The organism is Neochlamydia sp. AcF65, from assembly GCF_018342435.1.
In the GTDB taxonomy this organism is placed as follows: Bacteria; Chlamydiota; Chlamydiia; order Chlamydiales; family Parachlamydiaceae; genus Neochlamydia.
Genome location: NZ_JAEMUE010000003.1, coordinates 1 through 17,300, shown reverse-complemented (window position 1 = coordinate 17,300; position 17,300 = coordinate 1). Strand labels below are relative to the sequence as shown.

General features: G+C 38.5%; 9 protein-coding genes. 5 read left to right on the top strand and 4 right to left on the bottom strand.

Annotated features, from left to right (window positions below; translation table 11 throughout):
- The first annotated feature begins 185 nt into the window (after window positions 1–185).
- Window positions 186–6,551 (top strand): tetratricopeptide repeat protein, encoded by a 6,366-nt coding sequence (locus tag NEOC65_RS00130; protein ID WP_213155323.1) that lies wholly within the window; start codon window positions 186–188, stop codon window positions 6,549–6,551.
- A 320-nt stretch (window positions 6,552–6,871) separates the two neighbouring features.
- On the opposite strand, the gene NEOC65_RS00125 is transcribed toward NEOC65_RS00130, so the two are convergent.
- On the bottom strand, window positions 6,872–8,266 hold the full coding sequence (locus NEOC65_RS00125; RefSeq protein ID WP_249298927.1) for a sodium/proline symporter: 1,395 nt from the start codon (window positions 8,264–8,266) through the stop codon (window positions 6,872–6,874).
- A 331-nt stretch (window positions 8,267–8,597) separates the two neighbouring features.
- Window positions 8,598–10,853 (bottom strand): amino acid permease, encoded by a 2,256-nt coding sequence (locus NEOC65_RS00120; RefSeq protein WP_166155299.1) that lies wholly within the window; start codon window positions 10,851–10,853, stop codon window positions 8,598–8,600.
- A gap of 357 nt (window positions 10,854–11,210) precedes the next feature.
- Between NEOC65_RS00120 and NEOC65_RS00115 the strand changes: the two genes are divergently transcribed.
- A complete protein-coding gene (locus NEOC65_RS00115) occupies window positions 11,211–13,160 on the top strand; it encodes a protein kinase domain-containing protein (RefSeq protein WP_213155322.1) in 1,950 nt (649 codons plus the stop codon).
- Window positions 13,161–13,190: 30 nt separating this feature from the next.
- Entirely contained in the window at window positions 13,191–13,979 is a 789-nt protein-coding gene (locus NEOC65_RS00110; RefSeq protein WP_213155321.1) for a hypothetical protein, read from the top strand.
- A 109-nt stretch (window positions 13,980–14,088) separates the two neighbouring features.
- On the opposite strand, the gene NEOC65_RS00105 is transcribed toward NEOC65_RS00110, so the two are convergent.
- Window positions 14,089–14,355 (bottom strand): hypothetical protein, encoded by a 267-nt coding sequence (locus NEOC65_RS00105; RefSeq protein ID WP_213155320.1) that lies wholly within the window; start codon window positions 14,353–14,355, stop codon window positions 14,089–14,091.
- 261 nt (window positions 14,356–14,616) lie between these two features.
- Between NEOC65_RS00105 and trxB the strand changes: the two genes are divergently transcribed.
- Together trxB and NEOC65_RS00095 are read left to right on the top strand one after the other, a co-directional pair.
- A complete protein-coding gene (trxB, locus tag NEOC65_RS00100; protein ID WP_213155319.1) occupies window positions 14,617–15,570 on the top strand; it encodes a thioredoxin-disulfide reductase in 954 nt (317 codons plus the stop codon).
- Window positions 15,570–16,436, top strand: a complete 867-nt coding sequence (locus tag NEOC65_RS00095) for a hypothetical protein (protein ID WP_213155318.1) — start codon at window positions 15,570–15,572, stop codon at window positions 16,434–16,436. The genes trxB and NEOC65_RS00095 overlap by 1 nt, the downstream gene beginning before the upstream one ends.
- Before the next feature lie 200 nt (window positions 16,437–16,636).
- On the opposite strand, the gene NEOC65_RS00090 is transcribed toward NEOC65_RS00095, so the two are convergent.
- The coding region (locus NEOC65_RS00090; protein ID WP_213155317.1) for a leucine-rich repeat domain-containing protein at window positions 16,637–17,300 on the bottom strand (664 nt) is incomplete at its 5' end.

Sequence of the window (17,300 nt, the reverse complement as noted above, 5' to 3'; positions counted from 1 at the left end):
AGGAGTAAGAAAAATTTATGATAACAAATCATCATGAAAGCTACACCTAAGAAACTAAAAAGAGCATGTTTTCAAGTTTGCTTTTTATCTTTTGCGAGTAAAGATGCAAGCGGGAGATTAGTAGAATTATAAGTAACTCTTTATACGTGTTAAAATGTATATAATCCTAAAAGGCTGGTAAACCCATGAATCTAGAGAGTGCATTTGTTAACTCTTATGTATTTACTGAATTTAAAGAAATAGAAAAAAGAAAGCAGGCTTATCTAAAACTAGGCTCTTATGCAGAGATTAGCTTAGAGATCTTTGAAAAACTAGGATGCCAAGACTTATACCAAGCAAGCTTAGTCTGCAAAGAATGGAAGCTATTGGTTAAACAAACCAGCTTATGGAAAAAGTGCCATTCAGGAAGCGTTAGAGTTGACTCCCAAGAAGAAAAACAGCTCGATAATAATAAGAAAAATTCTTTAGGCCTTTCTTCTTGCCCATGGACTCAATCTTGCATAGCTAGGTTATTGTGGCAAGACTCTACCACCGTTATTAGTGATTCACTAGTAGAAAAAGTAAATGCTGTGTCTCCTTACCTAAAAAAAGAAGAATTTGAATTAAAAGGTGTTCCCAGTGATGGCGACTGCTTTTTTAGTGCTTTTTTAGGAAGCTATGCCTGCCTTTCTAGAAGGATACCCTTGCTAGACGACCAAAAAGATAAAATTTCTTATTTAAGGCAAGTGCTCGCAGGCACCGTTAAACACACGGACATTAAAAGAGCGGAAGAAATAATAGGAAAGGGAGCTTGGGTGAGTGGCTTAGGTGAAGGAGAGTTATTAGCATCGGCTTTATCTATTCCTATAAGATTAGTAACAGTCAATGAGGAACAGTTGATTTGCGGTATTCATGATAGGTTAATTTTTTCACAAGCAGGTTTAGCGGAAGGTGATAGATCCCAGGAATGGGAAACTATCCCTCAAAAAGAAAGACCTCAAGAATATATTTTTATAGTGGATCTAGGGGGTCATTTTATTTATGCTCAAAAAGGTGATGGGACGGCTAAAAAAGAAATATTTGATCCCTCTAGTCCTTTAGCTACTCTGCCCTTAAAAATTTTCCAAAAAATTTTTCTTTCTTTTAGCGGTTTGCAGCAGGATGAATTAAGGCAAATTCTTGACGTAAGAAGCTGCGCTCAAAAGTTCAGACAACACATGCCAAGTAACACTAAACTTTTAACAAAGTATCAACCTCAGAAAATGCCACTTTATCTGGACAAACTTACAGATTGGTTAGGAGAGACGATCTCTCCAATTAATCAGGGTAGGGATGTATTAGCAAATGCTAGGCTAGAGAATGCTGAAGAGGCCTATACGCAAGCTTTAAAAATTGCTGTTCGAGAAAAAGATCTTCTTCAAGAAAGCTTTTGCATAGAAAAACTGGGCGACATTTATCTGAGAAAAGAAACACCAGAAGCGCTTCTGCAGGCGGCAGGCCTTTACAACTATGCTTTACACCTAGCTTCTGAGGAAAGGCAAGAAATTATTAGAGATAGAGTTTTTTACGTACAAAATTTACTTGCTAGAGAATGTAAAGGAAAATCGCTTGATTCGGCGGTAATGAAGAAACAATTTGAAAGCAATCGCCATACATTAAAAAAATTTAGAGCAGAAATAGAGAAGAAAGTTCAAGCTCTGCCAGAGAGCCCTTCTTCTCAAGAGGTAAGAGAGCTGTATGGTAAGATAGCTTATCAAATAAAAATTTTCTTTGGGCAGCTTACAATACAGGCCTTACATCAATTAGATCCTGCGCCTTGTGAATATGCCATGATAGGCTTTGGTTCATTAGCTAGAGAAGAAATGACCCCTTATTCCGATCTAGAGTTTGGTATCCTTATGAAAGAAGATAATAAATATAATAGAAAATATTTTAAACACCTTACGACTTTAATTCATCTGAAAGTTATCAATTTAGGAGAAACCATTCTTCCTGCTTTAAACATTCCTTGCTTAAATGACATAAGTTTTTTTGATGGAATAACTCCACGAGGTTTTGCATTTGATGGGGAAGGAGCAGAAGGAAAAGGGTGTAAAACCCCCTTTGGTAATCGCCAGACTTTTGAGCTTATTCAAACTCCTCAAAAGATGGCTCAATATATCGCTCAAGATGAAAATGGTAAATGGTGGCATCAGAAAGAGCCTCATCTTCCTATGGAACTTTTGACTTTCACTCACCTCCTAGGTAATCATGAGTTAACTAAACAGTACATTGAAAACATTCAAGAAAAACTTAATACGCCTTACCAAGAAAACCTTAACCTGCGTCAATACTTGGCTAAAGTTCATTTAGTCAAAGAGGATATGATATCTTTTGACCCAGGAATGGGCCATTTAGAAAGGCAAGGTATGCTTTTTAAAGTGAAAAATGATTTGTACCGGTTTCCCCATCTGGCCGTGGATCGGCTATCTCTTCTCAAAAAAATAGTAGCTTCCAATACTTTCAGTAGGATCGAGCAACTAAAGGAGCAAGGAATTTTAACAGAAGGTGCGTCTACAAAGCTAGACGAGTGGATAAGTATAGCGTTATTCATGCGCCTTAAAACTTACTCTCATTATCAAGCACAAAAAGAGATGATGAATCCTCTGCTTAAACCTTTTGGGTTTGATGAACCTGAACTTATCCAAGAGCAGTTTGCTTTAAATGAGGGAGCATTAGAAAAAGTAAAAAAAATTTATAGCTTTTTTATTCCATTCTACCAGGCTATCCAAGCTTTTTTATCCGGAGATGAAAGTATACTTACATCTTCTACCTTAGATGATAATTCGCCACAGGCTCAAGGAAGCATAGCTTTAAGGCTTTTTCAACACGAGGAGGCAATAAGATGGTACTTATTAGCAACAAAAAACGATCCAAAAAGTTCTAATCTATTAAATGCTTTAGGAATGGCCTACCGCGAGCAAAAGAATTTAAAGCAAGCGAAGAATTATATTGCTGAAGCATTTGAAATCGATTATGAGCAGTTTGTTGAAACATCCCTCAACATGGCAAGAGATTTTAATAATCTCTGTTTAATTTACCTAGAGCGAGGCAAGTTAAAGAAGGCAATTGATCGTGCTGAAAAAGCTATCAAAATCTCCGGGAAGCTTTCTTACAAAGATCTAGAAGTGGCGACCAGTTATAACAATTTAGGATTGATATATATAAAGCAGAATGATTTAGGGCCTGAGAGTATACTTACTTCTTCCACTTTAGATGATGATTCGCCACAGATTCAAGGAAGCATAGCTTTAAGGCTTTTTCAACATGAAGAGGCAATAAGAGGGTACTTATTAGCAACAGAAAACGATCCAGAAAATTCTAATCTATTAAATGCTTTAGGAATGGCCTGCTATGAACAAAAGAATTTAAAGCAAGCGAAGAATTATATTGCTAAAGCACTTAAAATCGATCATAGACAGTATGTTGAAACATTCCTCAACATGGCAAGAGATTTTAATAATCTCTGTTTAATTTACCAAGAGCGAGGCAAGTTAAAGAAGGCAATTGATTGTGCTGAAAAGGCTATCAAAATTTACGAGGAGCTTTCTCACAAAGATTTAAAAGTGGCAACCAGCTATAACAATTTAGGATTAATATATATAGAACAAAATGATTCAGAAAAAGCACTTTATTATTTTGATCGGGCTCACAAAATTATTACTGATCGTTATGGTAAGAATCATGTAAAGGCGGCCGCATCTTATAGCAATCTAGGATATGTCTTCCAAAAAGCAGGAAGTTTAGAAAAGGCAATTGAATATACTAGGAAGGCGCTTAAAATCAATGTCCAGCACTTTGGCAAACATCATGCAAATGTGTCAATAAATTATCTTAACTTAGCAACCATTTACTGTGATTACGGAAATTTAAGAATGGCGGTTCAGTATATTAATAAAGCTTTTGCAATAGATCTTAAGTTATTTGGTGAGAATCACGCAAGGATGGCAGGTGTTTACCACGTCCTAGGCTTGATTTACGCAGATTACGAAGAAGTAGAAGAAGCAATTAAATGGACTGAGAAAGCACTCGATATTGATTTTAAGCAATTTGGAGAATATCATCCAGCGGTAGCAAGCCGTTTTAACATCCTAGGGTGCCTTTATCAGCAATTATATGTATGGGATAAAGAAAAGCAAAAAGAAAAGCCATTAGAATATATAAATCACGCTCTCAAAATCAATCGTAAGCTTTTTGGAGAGAATCATTCAAGTGCGGCAGCTTGTTATAATAATTTAGGGAATCTTTACAATCAATTAGGAAATAAAGAGGAGGCAATTAAGTGTATAAATCGAGCAATTGAAATTTATTGTAAGATTTCTGGAGAAAATTCGAGCTTGGTAAAAAAAAGCTATGAAAATTTGTCTCAGGTCCACAGATTTAGTCTTAGAAATTTAGAGGAGGCAGCTGGGGGTAGTAATAAAGCTCGAGCCATTGGTACTGAGCTTTTTAATCATGCCGAGTTAACAGAAAAATACGTAAACCGGTACCAAATTCATCTAAACCACGGAAATTTCAAGGAGGCAGCTGAGTGTCTAAAAAAAGCTCTCGCCATTGATCCTAAGCTTTTTGGTGGGGATCATTCAAAGAGGGCAACATATTATACTCAACTGAGCCAAATCAATTCAAATCAAGGCAATTTTGACAAGGCGACTGAGCAAGCCAGGAAAGCTCTTACCATTAACCTTAGATTGTTGGGTGAGGTTCGTCGCAATGTAGCCAAAGATTATGAAAAGTTGAGCCAAACCTATCTAGGCCAAGGTAATTTAGAACCAGCGGCTGAGTGTGCCAAGAAAGCGTATGCTATTACCCTAGAGCTTGTAGGTAAGAACTATCTCCATGAAGCAGAGGATTACAACGAACTGAGCCAAACTTACTTAAACCAAGGTGATTTAAAAAGGGCGGCTGAGTATGTCAAGAAAGCGCTTGCTATTAACCTTAACTTTTTAGATGAAAATTATCTTGATGTTGCAATACTTTACAACAAGCTAAGCCAAACCTATTTAACCCAAGGTGATTTAAAAAGGGCGGCTAAGTATGTCAAGAAAGCGCTTGCTATTAACCTTGACTTTTTGGAGCAAAATCATCCAGATATTGCGAAGCTTTATGATAACCTGAGTCAAGCCTATTTAAAACAAAGGAAATGGCAAAAGGCAGCTGAGCATGCCACAAAGGCGCTTATCGTTGAGCGTAAACTTAATGGAAATAATTCTAGCGAGGTCACATCTTATCGCAAAAGCCTTGAGTTGATTTGCCAAGAGCATAATGAGTTAAAGAAGGCGGCTAAGCGTGTTAAGGAATCACTTACAATTAAACTTAAGTGTTTTAATGGAAAGCATTTTGAGGTGGCAAAAGATTACCATGAATTAGGAAACCTCTACCGAGAACTAGGTAAGCCCAATAAAGCAACCAGGTATGTCGAGAAAGCTCTTGCTATTAACCCTAGCATTTTGGATGAAAATCATCGCTCTGTTGCAACGGACTGTCGCCTCCAAGGAATGATCTACCAAAGCTATGGCAAACTAGTGCAGGCGGCTGAGGGCACTGAGAAAACTCTTGCCATGCACCTTAAGTTTTTGGATGAAATTTATCGCAATTTAGAAAGAGATTACAACAGCTTGGGAATAATCTACCAACAACAGGGCAATTTAAATCTGGAAGCTGAGTATGTTGAGAAAGCTCTTGCCATGAGACGTAAAATTTCGGGTGTACATCCTACGACTGTAGCAATATATCATACCCGATTAAGCCAAATATATTTAAACCAAGAAAATTTAGAAAAGTCAGCCGAGTATGCCGAGAAAGCTCTCACCCTTGAGGTAAAGCTTTTAGGCGAATATCCTGACGTTGTAGGAATATGCTACAGTAATTTGAGACAATTTTATAAAGAACAGCGTAATACAGATATGGCGGCTAAATATGCTAAAAAAGCTCTTGCCATTAATCTTAAAGTTTTTGGTGAAAATCATCCCCAAGTGGCAACTGATTATAACAACCTAGGACAAATTTACCATGAGCAAGGAAATTTAGAAAAAGCGGCTAAGTATTATAAAATAACCCTGTCTATCGATCCTACAGTTTTGAACGAAAAACATCGTATCGTAGCAATAGATTATATCAAAAGGGGAACAATCTACTATAACCAAGGAAATTTGAACCAGGCAGCAAAATGTTTCAAAAAAGCTCTTGCCATTGATCTTAAATTTTTTGGTGAAAATCATCCAGCCTTGGCAGCTTGCTACAATACTCTGGGATTAATTTATCAAAAACAAGGTAATCTAAAGAACGCAGCTGAATGTATTGATAAAGCTCTTGCCATTGGCGTCAACTTCTTTGATGAAAATCGTCCCGCCGTAGCAAATTGTTACAATAACCTGGGATTAATTTACCAAGCACAAGGCAATCCGAAGAAGGCAGCTGAATGTACTGATAAAGCTCGTGCCATTAACCTTAAGCTTTCTAGTGAAAGTTCTTCTACTGAGGCAATAGAGGATTGCAATTTAAATACCTCTAATGAAAATACGGAAATCTAAAGCAGGAAAGCATGGGCACGTCTTAAGAGATAAAAAGCTAGCGAATTCATCATAAAGAAAATGTTTATTATAAAAACTAAAGCTCTGTCTAACATTTACACTGGTAGATATAAAAGGAAATGAATAAGAGAGCGGCGAAGGCTTCAACTTTAGCCGCTTAATTGAAGAGAAGCACGAGTGGAGTAGCAGCGAGCAGCTAGAACAGCAAGGATTGCCCAAATGCCAAAGCAGCTACTCGTCCGAAAAGGCACCCATTGGCAGCTAGCTCACGCGCACTAGGTCGATCGGATTGTCAAGAAATTTTTGACAAACCTTTCTGCTTACGAATCCTTGCTGTCACACTCAACCGTAATTTTTGCTGTCCATTTCGATACCAGATAAATGCTGATTAAGCTGACCGCAAAGGCAGGAATTTCGGCAGGAACGTTATGTCCTAATAGCTGCTTGCTATAAGCCTCCCAGGTGCCTGCAATTATTCCTCCAGTAAGTATGCCGGCTATAGCCCCATATTTATTGATCGATTGAGAATAAAGAGACATGAGCATTAAAGGACCAAAGGAGCATCCTAAGCCAGCCCAAGCATACCTTACCGCTTCTAAAACGGTTGTACTTTTGTTATACGCTAGAATTAATGAGGATAGAGCGGTAAAGACAAGACCTAGGCGTGAAATTAAAAGTAGCTTTTGGGGAGAAGCTTCTTTTCTAAAAATACCTTTGTAAAAATCCTCGCTGATGATGGAAGCACAGACTAAAAGTTGGGAATCCATGGTGGACATGTTGGCAGCAAGGATAGCACATAAGATAAAGCCGGTGACAAGGGGATGAAAGAGGAGGGGGACCATATCAATAAAGACCAGTTGAGGATCACGGAGCTGACCATCAAAAAAAGGTAGCCCTATAAGTCCTACGGCTGTTGCTCCTAGCAAGGTAAGAATTAACCAAGACATCCCTACATATTTGGATTTATGCATCTCTTCCACATTTCTAATCCCCATAAATTTGGTCACAATATGAGGTTGCCCAAAATAGCCTAATCCCCAGGTGGCCATAAATATAGCCTCGAGGATGGAAGAGAGGGAGAGATCCTTAAAGAAAAAGAGGGAGGCATTTTGGTTTTTAGCCGCTTCTATAATAGATTGCCATCCATGCGGTAAGTGCATAAAAGCATAAGCCGGAACAAAGATAATCATAGCCATCAGAAAAAGAGACTGAAACAAATCTGTCCATGCTACGGTAACAAATCCGCCTATCAAGGTATAAATGACGACGACAAGCATGGCAACAGATAAACCTACATAGTAGTTAATGCCAAAAACAGATTCAAAGAGAAGTCCCATGGCTATTAATCCCGCTGCTATATAGGAAGCGAGGAAAAAAAGAGCGATGGCAGCTGTTAAGAGTCTTATGGTCCCTGACTTATCATTGAAGCGGCGTTCGAAAAAGGTAGAGAGAGTATGAGCATTATATTTTTCGGTAGCTCTTCTTAAACGTGCAGCAATAAATTGCCAATTAACAAACATTCCCCCAATTAATCCCCATGCAATCCAGATCTTAGGTAAGCCACTACTAAAGACGGCAGCTGGAAAGGCCATAAAAAGCCAGGCGCTCATATCGCTGGCGTGGGCAGAAAGAGCTGTTAGCCAAAAGTTGAGTGAGCGATTGCCTATAATAAAATCGGCCGCGGATGTCTGCTTTTTATGGAAATATAGTCCCATGCAAAGTAGCATAAAAAAGTAGGCGAAAAAGGATATCACTAGAAAATAATGCATGTGTTCTACTGTAGGTTTTAAAATAATCGATTCAGTTTTTAATATGGGCAAAAAAGTAAACATTAAGCCTTTACCATAAAGAGGGCTTCTTTAAGATAAGGGAAGAAAAAAGGAGATTTTTAAAGGTAATTTTTCTTTTTGCCTATTTGAAAGGAGGGCATTATAAAAAAAGAAGTAGCATTAGTCAATAAGAGATGTAGCTTTTAAGAAGCACTTCTTAAAATGCTTGAAAAAAAACTGTTAAGTTGTTAGAGGCTTATTTTCTGGTATTTCTTCTTTATTTTAAAATGTTATCAAGGGGTGTGCTTTTTGAGCCTAGCACTAAAGCAGTGGGGGGAAGATTGGTAGAAAATAGAGTTATTTCATTTAAGTAAGCCGTGTAGTCTTCCATCGACTCACCCATTTTTGGTGCGCGCATGCTTATGAAAACGATACCCGCATTTTTAGAAAATTCTTCTACTAAGGGATAAAAGCAAGCTCTACTTTCATCGGAAACTAAAATTTCCACATCTAAAGGAAGTCTTTTGCTTACACCAATTTGCTTAAACTTTTCTATTTCTTGCTTACGAAGAGTTTCATTATCCACAATTCCTTTTAAGCAAATTCTTGTTTTTTTCCATAGAGGGCTTGTTTGCAACATATAGGAGAGGATCAACATGAGCTCAGAATTTTCTATATTCTTTTCATCCCACCAGATGTGAATATCTCCCGCTAATTTTCTATCTTGTAAAGGGAGTAAATCTTTCGACCTATTTTCATTTAAGATTACCACATTGAAATACTTTAGATAAGCTTCCTTCATGACTTGAGCAAATTCTTGCGCCTCGTTGTCGGCAACTCCTCCAAAGACAAGCGTATTAGGTTGAAGGGGGCCTAGGCCATAGCTTTTGATCATTTGTGTCATACCTGCCGTTATTTTAGGCGTATGCATGATATGGACAAGGGCTTGAATGTTTTGCTTTTGAAGATCTTCTGCAATCGTTCTTTTTAATTCTTGTTTTTCTTTTTCATTATCAAGCTCTTGAGGAACAAAAGAGGCCATTGTCAAAAAGCCTTTACTCTGGCTAATGGCTTGGGTGAACTCAAGTAAGTTGTTAGAATAGCCTTCTGTATTCTTTGAAAAAACAAGAAAATGAGGCCGCCAAGATTTAGCCACGCTTTTGCTGTAGGCCAATCGATAAATGGCAAAGCGTGAAAAGAATACAAGGATGCCATAGCGCATATCATCCCAGGCACCACTTAAAGCGCGGCGCTTGGCAATTAAATAAAATAAGATGATGAGCGCTACGGCCATAATAGCAGCTCCGGCATCAATCATTAACATCGTTAAGACACAGAGGAGCGCTCCCAGCATAGATATACTCCAGTGGATGCGAAAGCGGGGGCGCCAGCTGGGATTGGCCATTAAAGTTTCAAAGCCTGCGGAAAAGTTTAAAACGCCATAGCAGATCAGGCAGATCATGGCAAGAAGCGGAGCGAGTACGTTAACACTTCCAAAATAGACGCCACAAAAGGAAATGCAAAAAGTGGTTAAGGTGGCTATACGAGGTTGCTTATCTTTTCCAAAAGTGCGTGCAAATATTTGAGGAACTACTCCATCTTCTGCTAGTGCTTGTAGCATTCTTGGAGCCCCCAAAAGGCCTCCTAGAGCACTTGATATAGTCGCTCCCCATATGCCTAAAATAATTAGAGAAGGAATCCTTGCTATATTCTGCATGATCAAGGGATCAGCAGATAATAGCTCGAGGGATACATTTTTAACTAAAAAGACAGGAATAAGCATATAGATAACGTAAGCCACAAGCAAAGCACTTAAAGTACCTAAGGGCAGAGAACGTTCAGGCTTGCGTAGATCTCCCGATAAAGAAACTGTGGCTTCTACGCCTGTCATAGCTGGAAAAAAGATAGCAAAAATAGTCCAAAAGCCTAGGGATGTGGCAGGCTCAGGAGTAAAACTTTCGGGACTGGGAGAAATAAATTCACCACCTCCCATGAAGAGAGAGATTAAAGAAGCTATCAGGCTCACAAAAATGAAGACTTGGATTTTGAGTGCTCCACTTAATGAAAAATAGGCTAAAGCGGTAAGGACGATAAGCGTTGCTATGCTAATAGAGACTATCGACCATTGAGGGATTAAATCATGTAACGACTCTGCAAATCCAATCACACAAAAAGCAATCGATAGCGATTGCTTTACATAGAGAGGAAGTCCAATGGCAGCTCCTATCTCTATTCCTAGCGAACGAGAGAGTATATAATAAACACCACCTTTTCCTATTTCAATATTAGTGGCTATCGAGGTCATAGAAAGGGTGGTTACAAGAGCGATAAAGGCTGCTGACGTTACAATCATTAGAGTGGTAGACAGCCCTACTTGACCTACAATCCAACCGAGCCTTAAGAAAATAATGACCCCAAAAAGCATGAGTATACTAGGAACGAACACTCCAATAAAAGTACCAAAGCCTTTTTCTTTTTCTTCAACCTTTTCTCGGGAGAATAGAGTATCGCGAACAGTAGATAAGAAAGTCATTATTGTTCCATTTTAGTGGTGGATTCTTAAATAAATGTAAATTTGATTATCACTATCTAAGGCAGCGATCGCTGGACTTTTAATAGGTTTTTGAGATTACAGGTCGGCTCAGACTCTCTGATTAAATAGTAATGTTGATTTTATGTCAATTTGATATTTATTAATTTATTTAAATTTTTCTTTTTTTCACTAGAAAAGCCTTTGTAATTCCTCTTTAATTAAAGGTGTTGAGTTTTTCTGTTATTATTTTGTTAGTTAAATGATAGTTTAATTAATAATTTATTAATAATTGGGGGTTATAATTTAATTATAGAGAGAAGAGCTTGGTTTTTACTCAAGGGAATAAAAAGAATTTATATGAGCATGATTAGTCCATCATCGAGCTATTTCGCAGAAGTTCGAAGGGTATCTTTTGCCGAGCAAAAATTGGAGAAGGCCTCACGGCAAATTGGCAACCACAGAAAAAACAACATACTTGTTCATTCTGAATGGGTTAAAGCTGTTAAACATCCTAGTTGGGGGGTAAGAATCGCGCTTATAAAAAAAGTATCTACCCCTCACCAAGCTCCAAGTGAAAACTTTATTCAATCTATTAAAACTCACCTAGAAAGGGTTAAAAATAAGATTACTCAATCTACAAAGATAAAACAGAAAAACATCGCAAGGTTTTTTTACTCGCCCTCCGCCACTTTGCCAGCGCCAAAATTAAAGCCTATAGCTTCTGCTAAAAGCCCTTTAACAGCTATTAGGGAAGAGCTTGAGCAATTGGATAACCTTAAAAAAGAACTCTTAAGCTTAAATCTTGGTGGGCAAAATCTTAAATTGGTAGGAGAGGCTTCTAAAAAGATTGATAAGTTAAAGCTTTCGTATGCCCAATGTAAGCAATTTGAGTCGCAAGAAATTGATGCTAAGAACAGCAAAGCAAACAAAAAGCTAGAGGAGATTTATTTAAAAATTTTTCGACAACGTAATGAGCTTATCTTCTTAATGAAACCTTTAAAAATCTCCACTTGGGCCATAAAATATTTTGATGGAGAAATTAATGAATATAAAGAGGTAGGGCTAGGTAAAGCCAAACGTGTATGGATCGCCAATTCTTTAGATCCATCTCCCCACGCTTTTTTCACGCCTTTGGGAAGTGAAAGAGGTTTTTCGCTTAAAGGCTATTTTAAGAAAGCTGAGATAGCTGAAGAAGTTAAAATTGCCAAGAATATAAGTAATAGCCTTTTTAAGGCTACTCTACGCCCACTAGTGGTTCAAAGCTTTGCTTCGGGGGACGCTGCTAAAATTGTGGAAGGCGTACTAAAAAAATATACTAATTTGGCGGCATTTGCCGAGGCTTTATCCAATCCACCGGAGGTAAAAAAATTCTTTATAGAACAGATGAAAATGTCGCAGGAGCAAGCAACTATCTTGCTAGACAAATTATCAATTGAGCAATGGGGTAATGTAGGAGCTAATCTTGCGGTTGAAATGGAAGAAGTAGGGGATTCTAAACGTATTAACGGCGCTTATACGGTAAAAACCCTTAAAGCTACGCGGGATGTAGAAAAGGAAATTAGCAGAGCTAGAGATTCTTTGGATCAGATAATAGAAACGCCTACCCCTGAGCAGTTTCAGAATGACTTTAAAAACAGAGCTCTACTAGCTAAAGGATTTTTGAGAGGAGTAAAAGACCTACATGCGGCAGGTTACGTGCATGGCGATCTAAAGCCGGAGAATATTTTAGTCTATACTCAGTCCTACGAGGAGGGGGTAGTTAAAAAAGTAAAACTCTCCGATTTTGGTAAAACCCAAAAGATAAAAGATAACGAAGAAAAAATTCATACGGGTAATCAGCGTTTTGCTGCGGTAGAAGGAAAAATAAGCAAAAAAGCTGAGGTCTATAGCTCTGCCTTAGTTTTAATACGTATGCTTGAAGAAGGGCTTTTGCAAAGTGATTTAATGATCTATCCACCCACTACAAGAAAACCTCCCAATAATTCATCTTTAAATTTGCGAGGTATTGAAAAATTTCTTGTTGAAAATGCTGCCTGTCCTCAAGTCAAAGCGGTAGGTTTAAAAGCCAAAGTAAAGCTTTTAGGGCGCCTGCTTGTAAAGCCTTCAAAGAGTGTATCTGCTGCAGCCCAACATGAGGTTCATGGCTATATCGATGCTCTGATTGCAAAGATGAAAGAAAAAGAGCTGGCGGATGAGAAAAAGCTTACTGCTCTTGGAGATCTTCTGAAAAGTATGACCCTTACTAACACTCAAGATCGCCTTACAATGGAACAGGTTTTCACACGATATGAAAACCTTGAGATCTAAGTTTATCCCTGACCTCAAAAGGAGAGTAAAATGTCATCTATTAATGAAGGTAGTAAAATTGAGCTTTCAGATAAAATTAATGAGCTAGCCAGCTTAGAATCTATTTCTCTACCGCGCGGCGGAACCGAAATAGAATCTGCTCTTAAATTATTTGAACAGGCGGCTAAAACTAGTCAACCCGTTCCTCTAAATTTAAAAGCCCTAGTTACGATTTTAAGTAAAGAGATACTTAGCTATGGTAAACAAGCAAAAGATATAGGAGTAGTTACTGGAGGGAGTTCAGCATGGAATGCCTACCAACTTATTAAGCTTTTAATGGAAATTAAAAAAAACAACTATTTTGAAAATAAGCAACTGGTTAGTTTGGCACCTGCCAATGCAGCTAGCCAAGAATTGAAAGATGATATCGACGGCCAACTGTTGAAGGCCTACTTGAAAGCGGGGGTGCTTTTTCTTAGAATCTTAAAAGCAAGCACTCTTTTAATCTCTCACCCTTTAATAAAGAATGGTGCTCAAAGCGCTATGGACGCAGGAACCCATGTGCTTTCTATCTATAGTGAAGCAAATATTGAAAAACCTATATTACGTCGTAATCCTTCAATTTCAACATGGAAAGATACCGCGGATAAAACGCTAAAGATTTCTTTATCGTGTATTAGCTTGGTAGGCAGCTTATATGCAATTGCAGCTTCTTGTGAATGGGTAGAAGATCAGGATCCTACCTACGAGCTGGTTAAAAAAGCTTCACTAGTGAGCGTCGCTACCTCGATTGTCTATTCTGTATGCCAGCAAGTAGGATTGATGGCTAAAAGAGACTAATACCTTCGAATAATAAAATGGATAAATAAAAAGGAATGCCTAGTTCTATAAAAAAATTGCTTTTATAGATGCCTGCCCCCATTGTTAATTATCCTTAGAGAATAAAAAATTATTCCAACAATCCTTTGATATCATTTAAAAAAGAAAGGGTAGAAGGAAAATCAAGGGGTTTACCTTCAAAATCTAAAGAAGGACTAAGAGCCAAATAAGCAACAATAACCAAGGCACCTGCAGCGCCAACAAATTTAGCCACTTTCAGTGCGGTGCTTTTGCTTTCTGAATTTAAATTAATTAAAGAAAATTTTGAGTATTGTATCTGAGAGACTTGCTCTCTTTCAGGTATATCAAATTCTTGAATCTGGCTAATAAAACCCATAAGGGCTCCTTTCTTAGGTATGCTTTACAAGAAATAAATAAATTAACTTTATAACGTTTATATCCTAAATTAATTGCTAATTATTTGGCAATCAAGCATTACTACTTATTCTTTTGCCTCTAATGCTTTTTTTTCTCTTGATCTTCAAACAAAAAGTAAGCGACTAGGAATAAAACTTAGAAGGTAGATTTTTTCTTTATCCTTTATTTTTTATCCAGTATGATTTTCGTCTGTTCATCAATTATTCCCAGGATTATCCCTATGAAAAAAGCGAAATTAGTGATCATTGGATCAGGACCAGCAGGTTATACAGCAGCTATCTATGCAGCACGTGCTAATTTAGAACCTGTACTTTATGAGGGTTTTTTTTCTGGGCCTTCTGGGGGTCAGCTAATGACCACCACAGAGGTAGAAAATTTTCCTGGCTTTCCTGAGGGAATAACCGGGCCTGCGCTGATGGAGGCTTTCCGTAAGCAAGCCTTACGTTTTGGTACACATATTTTAAGGGACGACGTGGAATCTGTGGATTTTAGTAAGGCACCTTTAATTATCAATGGAAAGGAGCATGCTTACTATGCAGATGCGGTTATCTTAGCTACAGGAGCAACAGCTAATCGTTTAGACATTCCAGGGACAAGAGACGGAGAGTTTTGGCAAAAAGGGGTGACAGCCTGCGCTGTCTGTGATGGAGCTATGCCCATCTTTCGAGATAAAAAGCTTTATGTGATTGGAGGGGGGGACTCCGCTGTCGAAGAAGCGACTTTCTTAACAAAGTTTGCAAGTAAAGTTTACCTCGTTCACCGACGTGATAAACTTAGAGCCTCCAAGATTATGCAAGAACGAGCTTTAAATCATCCAAAAATTGAAATCCTATGGGATAGTGAAATTGTAGAGGTCACCGGAGAAAATGTAGTGCAAAATGTCACGCTCAAAAATCTAAAAACTCTTGAGCTTACGACTCAGGAAGCAGGCGGAGTTTTTTTTGCTGTAGGTCACACACCTAATACAAAATTTTTGCAAGGACAAATTGAATTGCATGGCAATGGATATATTGCAGTTAAACCTGGAACTACCCAAACAAGTCATGAGCTTGTTTTTGCAGCAGGCGATGCGCAAGATCACGTTTACAGGCAAGCCATTACAGCTGCCGGGACCGGCTGCATGGCAGCTATCGAAGCTGAGCGTGAACTTTCTGCGAGGGGCTTGGGCGCTTAATGAAAAATTGCCTCGCTTATTTATTGTTAGTCTTGCCTAGTCTGCTCCCAGGAGTTGAGTTTAAGCCCTGGTATCCCAATCCTTTACAAGTCCATGGAGAGCTTGCCTATCATTTTCAATCCTACGCTTCTGTAGATGCTCTTAAAGGAAGCGGACATTATTCTTCTAAGGATCAATTGATTAACGCTAGCCTACTAGTGGCCTATGATCCTTATTGCCTTCAGCTAGAAACTGCGTTTGCTGATACAAAAAAACGTTCTTTTAACTGCACTCATATCGCATTAGCTGCCCGTTATCTTTTCCTGGATGATAACCTTGGTGATCCTGTTAGCCTATCCATGGGATTGAGCGTTAGGAGAGCTTGGAAAAAAGCAGTAAATGATATGAGCCTCTTTTACCATGGAAGAAATGAGGCTTTTTTACATGCTGCTATAGGTAAGCAAAATATTGAAGGTTTTGCTTGGTATTCTAGATGGTGGGGGACTTTAGGAATAGGAACTGCCGATGGCTGGACGCCTTGGGTGGTAGCCAATGCCGCCTACGAATGGAATCGATCTTATCTTCATCGAGTATGCGTGTATATTAATAGCTTATGGGGTTTAGGCAAGCAGAAATTAGCAGTCGAGAGCTTTGGTGGGTATGGCCGTATCGATCATCGTTCCATTGATCTAGGTATACGCTATTGTTATGAATTTGCTTACAATGGCTTGTTGAGCATTGACTATGCACGTCGAGTATATGCACAAAATTTTCCTAGAGATGTTAATTTGTTGACAGTTTCATATATTTATCCTTTTGGGCCTAGAGGGACCGTCTATGTTTTAAAAGCTTATTCGTTGCTTACAGATAAAGCTCTTTCTTTCTAAGCTTTTAGCTTGCTAACCTGAGTTCCCTAGTTGTGCTTTATGTCAACTTTTTTCTTTTTTATGGAGAATCAAAACTTTTAGCAGAATAAGCCCTCTCTGCTTCGGATGCTAGTGGAAAATTATCTATATTCTCAATATCAACTCAGCATATCGATTTATGACTTTAGTACATTAGGTGATAAGGGAACAGACTTTTTCAGCTAAAGGCAAAAACGCTCCCTTATTTCATCTGGAATGCTTTGCAGCGGATTCTCATTCACCTGAAGCTTCTTTAAAGCAGTTAGCTCCTTCATTTCTATAGGAAGAGAGGTGATTTGGTTGTTATTCAAGTCAAGATCTTGTAGTTTTGATAATTGCCCTATCTCTGCAGGAAGGGCGGTAAGCTGGTTGTTGTTTAAGCCAAGCTTTTGCAAATGCAATAGCTGCCCTATCTCTGCCGGAAGGGCGGTGAGCTGGTTGCGGTCTAATTCAAGCAATTGCAGCTGCGATAGCAGCCATATCTCCACAGGAAGGAAGGTAAGTTGGTTGTTGCTTAAGCCAAACAATTGTAGCTGATATAGCTGTCCTATCTCAGCCGGAAGTAAGATAAGTTTGTTGTTGTTTAAGTTAAGCTCTTTCAACTGAAATAGCTGCCCTATCTCGGTAGGAAGAGTGGTGAGCTGGTTGTTACTTAAGTAAAGCTCTTGTAGTTGCAATAGCTGCCCTATCTCGGTAGGAAGAGTGGCGAGCCGGTTGTTACTTAAGTAAAGCTCTTGTAGTTGCAATAGCTGCCATATCTCTACCGGAAGAGAGGTAAGCTGGTTGCTGTCTAAGTAAAGTTTACTGAGCTGGGATAAACGCCCTATCTCTGCAGGAAGAGTATTA

What these genes read in the sequence shown, in the direction of transcription:
- NEOC65_RS00130 (WP_213155323.1), top strand. Translation starts at nt 186, where the DNA reads ATGAATCTAGAGAGTGCATTTGTTAACTCTTATGTATTTACTGAATTT.
- NEOC65_RS00125 (WP_249298927.1), bottom strand. Translation starts at nt 8,266, where the DNA reads ATGGGACTATATTTCCATAAAAAGCAGACATCCGCGGCCGATTTTATT.
- NEOC65_RS00120 (WP_166155299.1), bottom strand. Translation starts at nt 10,853, where the DNA reads ATGACTTTCTTATCTACTGTTCGCGATACTCTATTCTCCCGAGAAAAG.
- NEOC65_RS00115 (WP_213155322.1), top strand. Translation starts at nt 11,211, where the DNA reads ATGAGCATGATTAGTCCATCATCGAGCTATTTCGCAGAAGTTCGAAGG.
- NEOC65_RS00110 (WP_213155321.1), top strand. Translation starts at nt 13,191, where the DNA reads ATGTCATCTATTAATGAAGGTAGTAAAATTGAGCTTTCAGATAAAATT.
- NEOC65_RS00105 (WP_213155320.1), bottom strand. Translation starts at nt 14,355, where the DNA reads ATGGGTTTTATTAGCCAGATTCAAGAATTTGATATACCTGAAAGAGAG.
- trxB (WP_213155319.1), top strand. Translation starts at nt 14,617, where the DNA reads ATGAAAAAAGCGAAATTAGTGATCATTGGATCAGGACCAGCAGGTTAT.
- NEOC65_RS00095 (WP_213155318.1), top strand. Translation starts at nt 15,570, where the DNA reads ATGAAAAATTGCCTCGCTTATTTATTGTTAGTCTTGCCTAGTCTGCTC.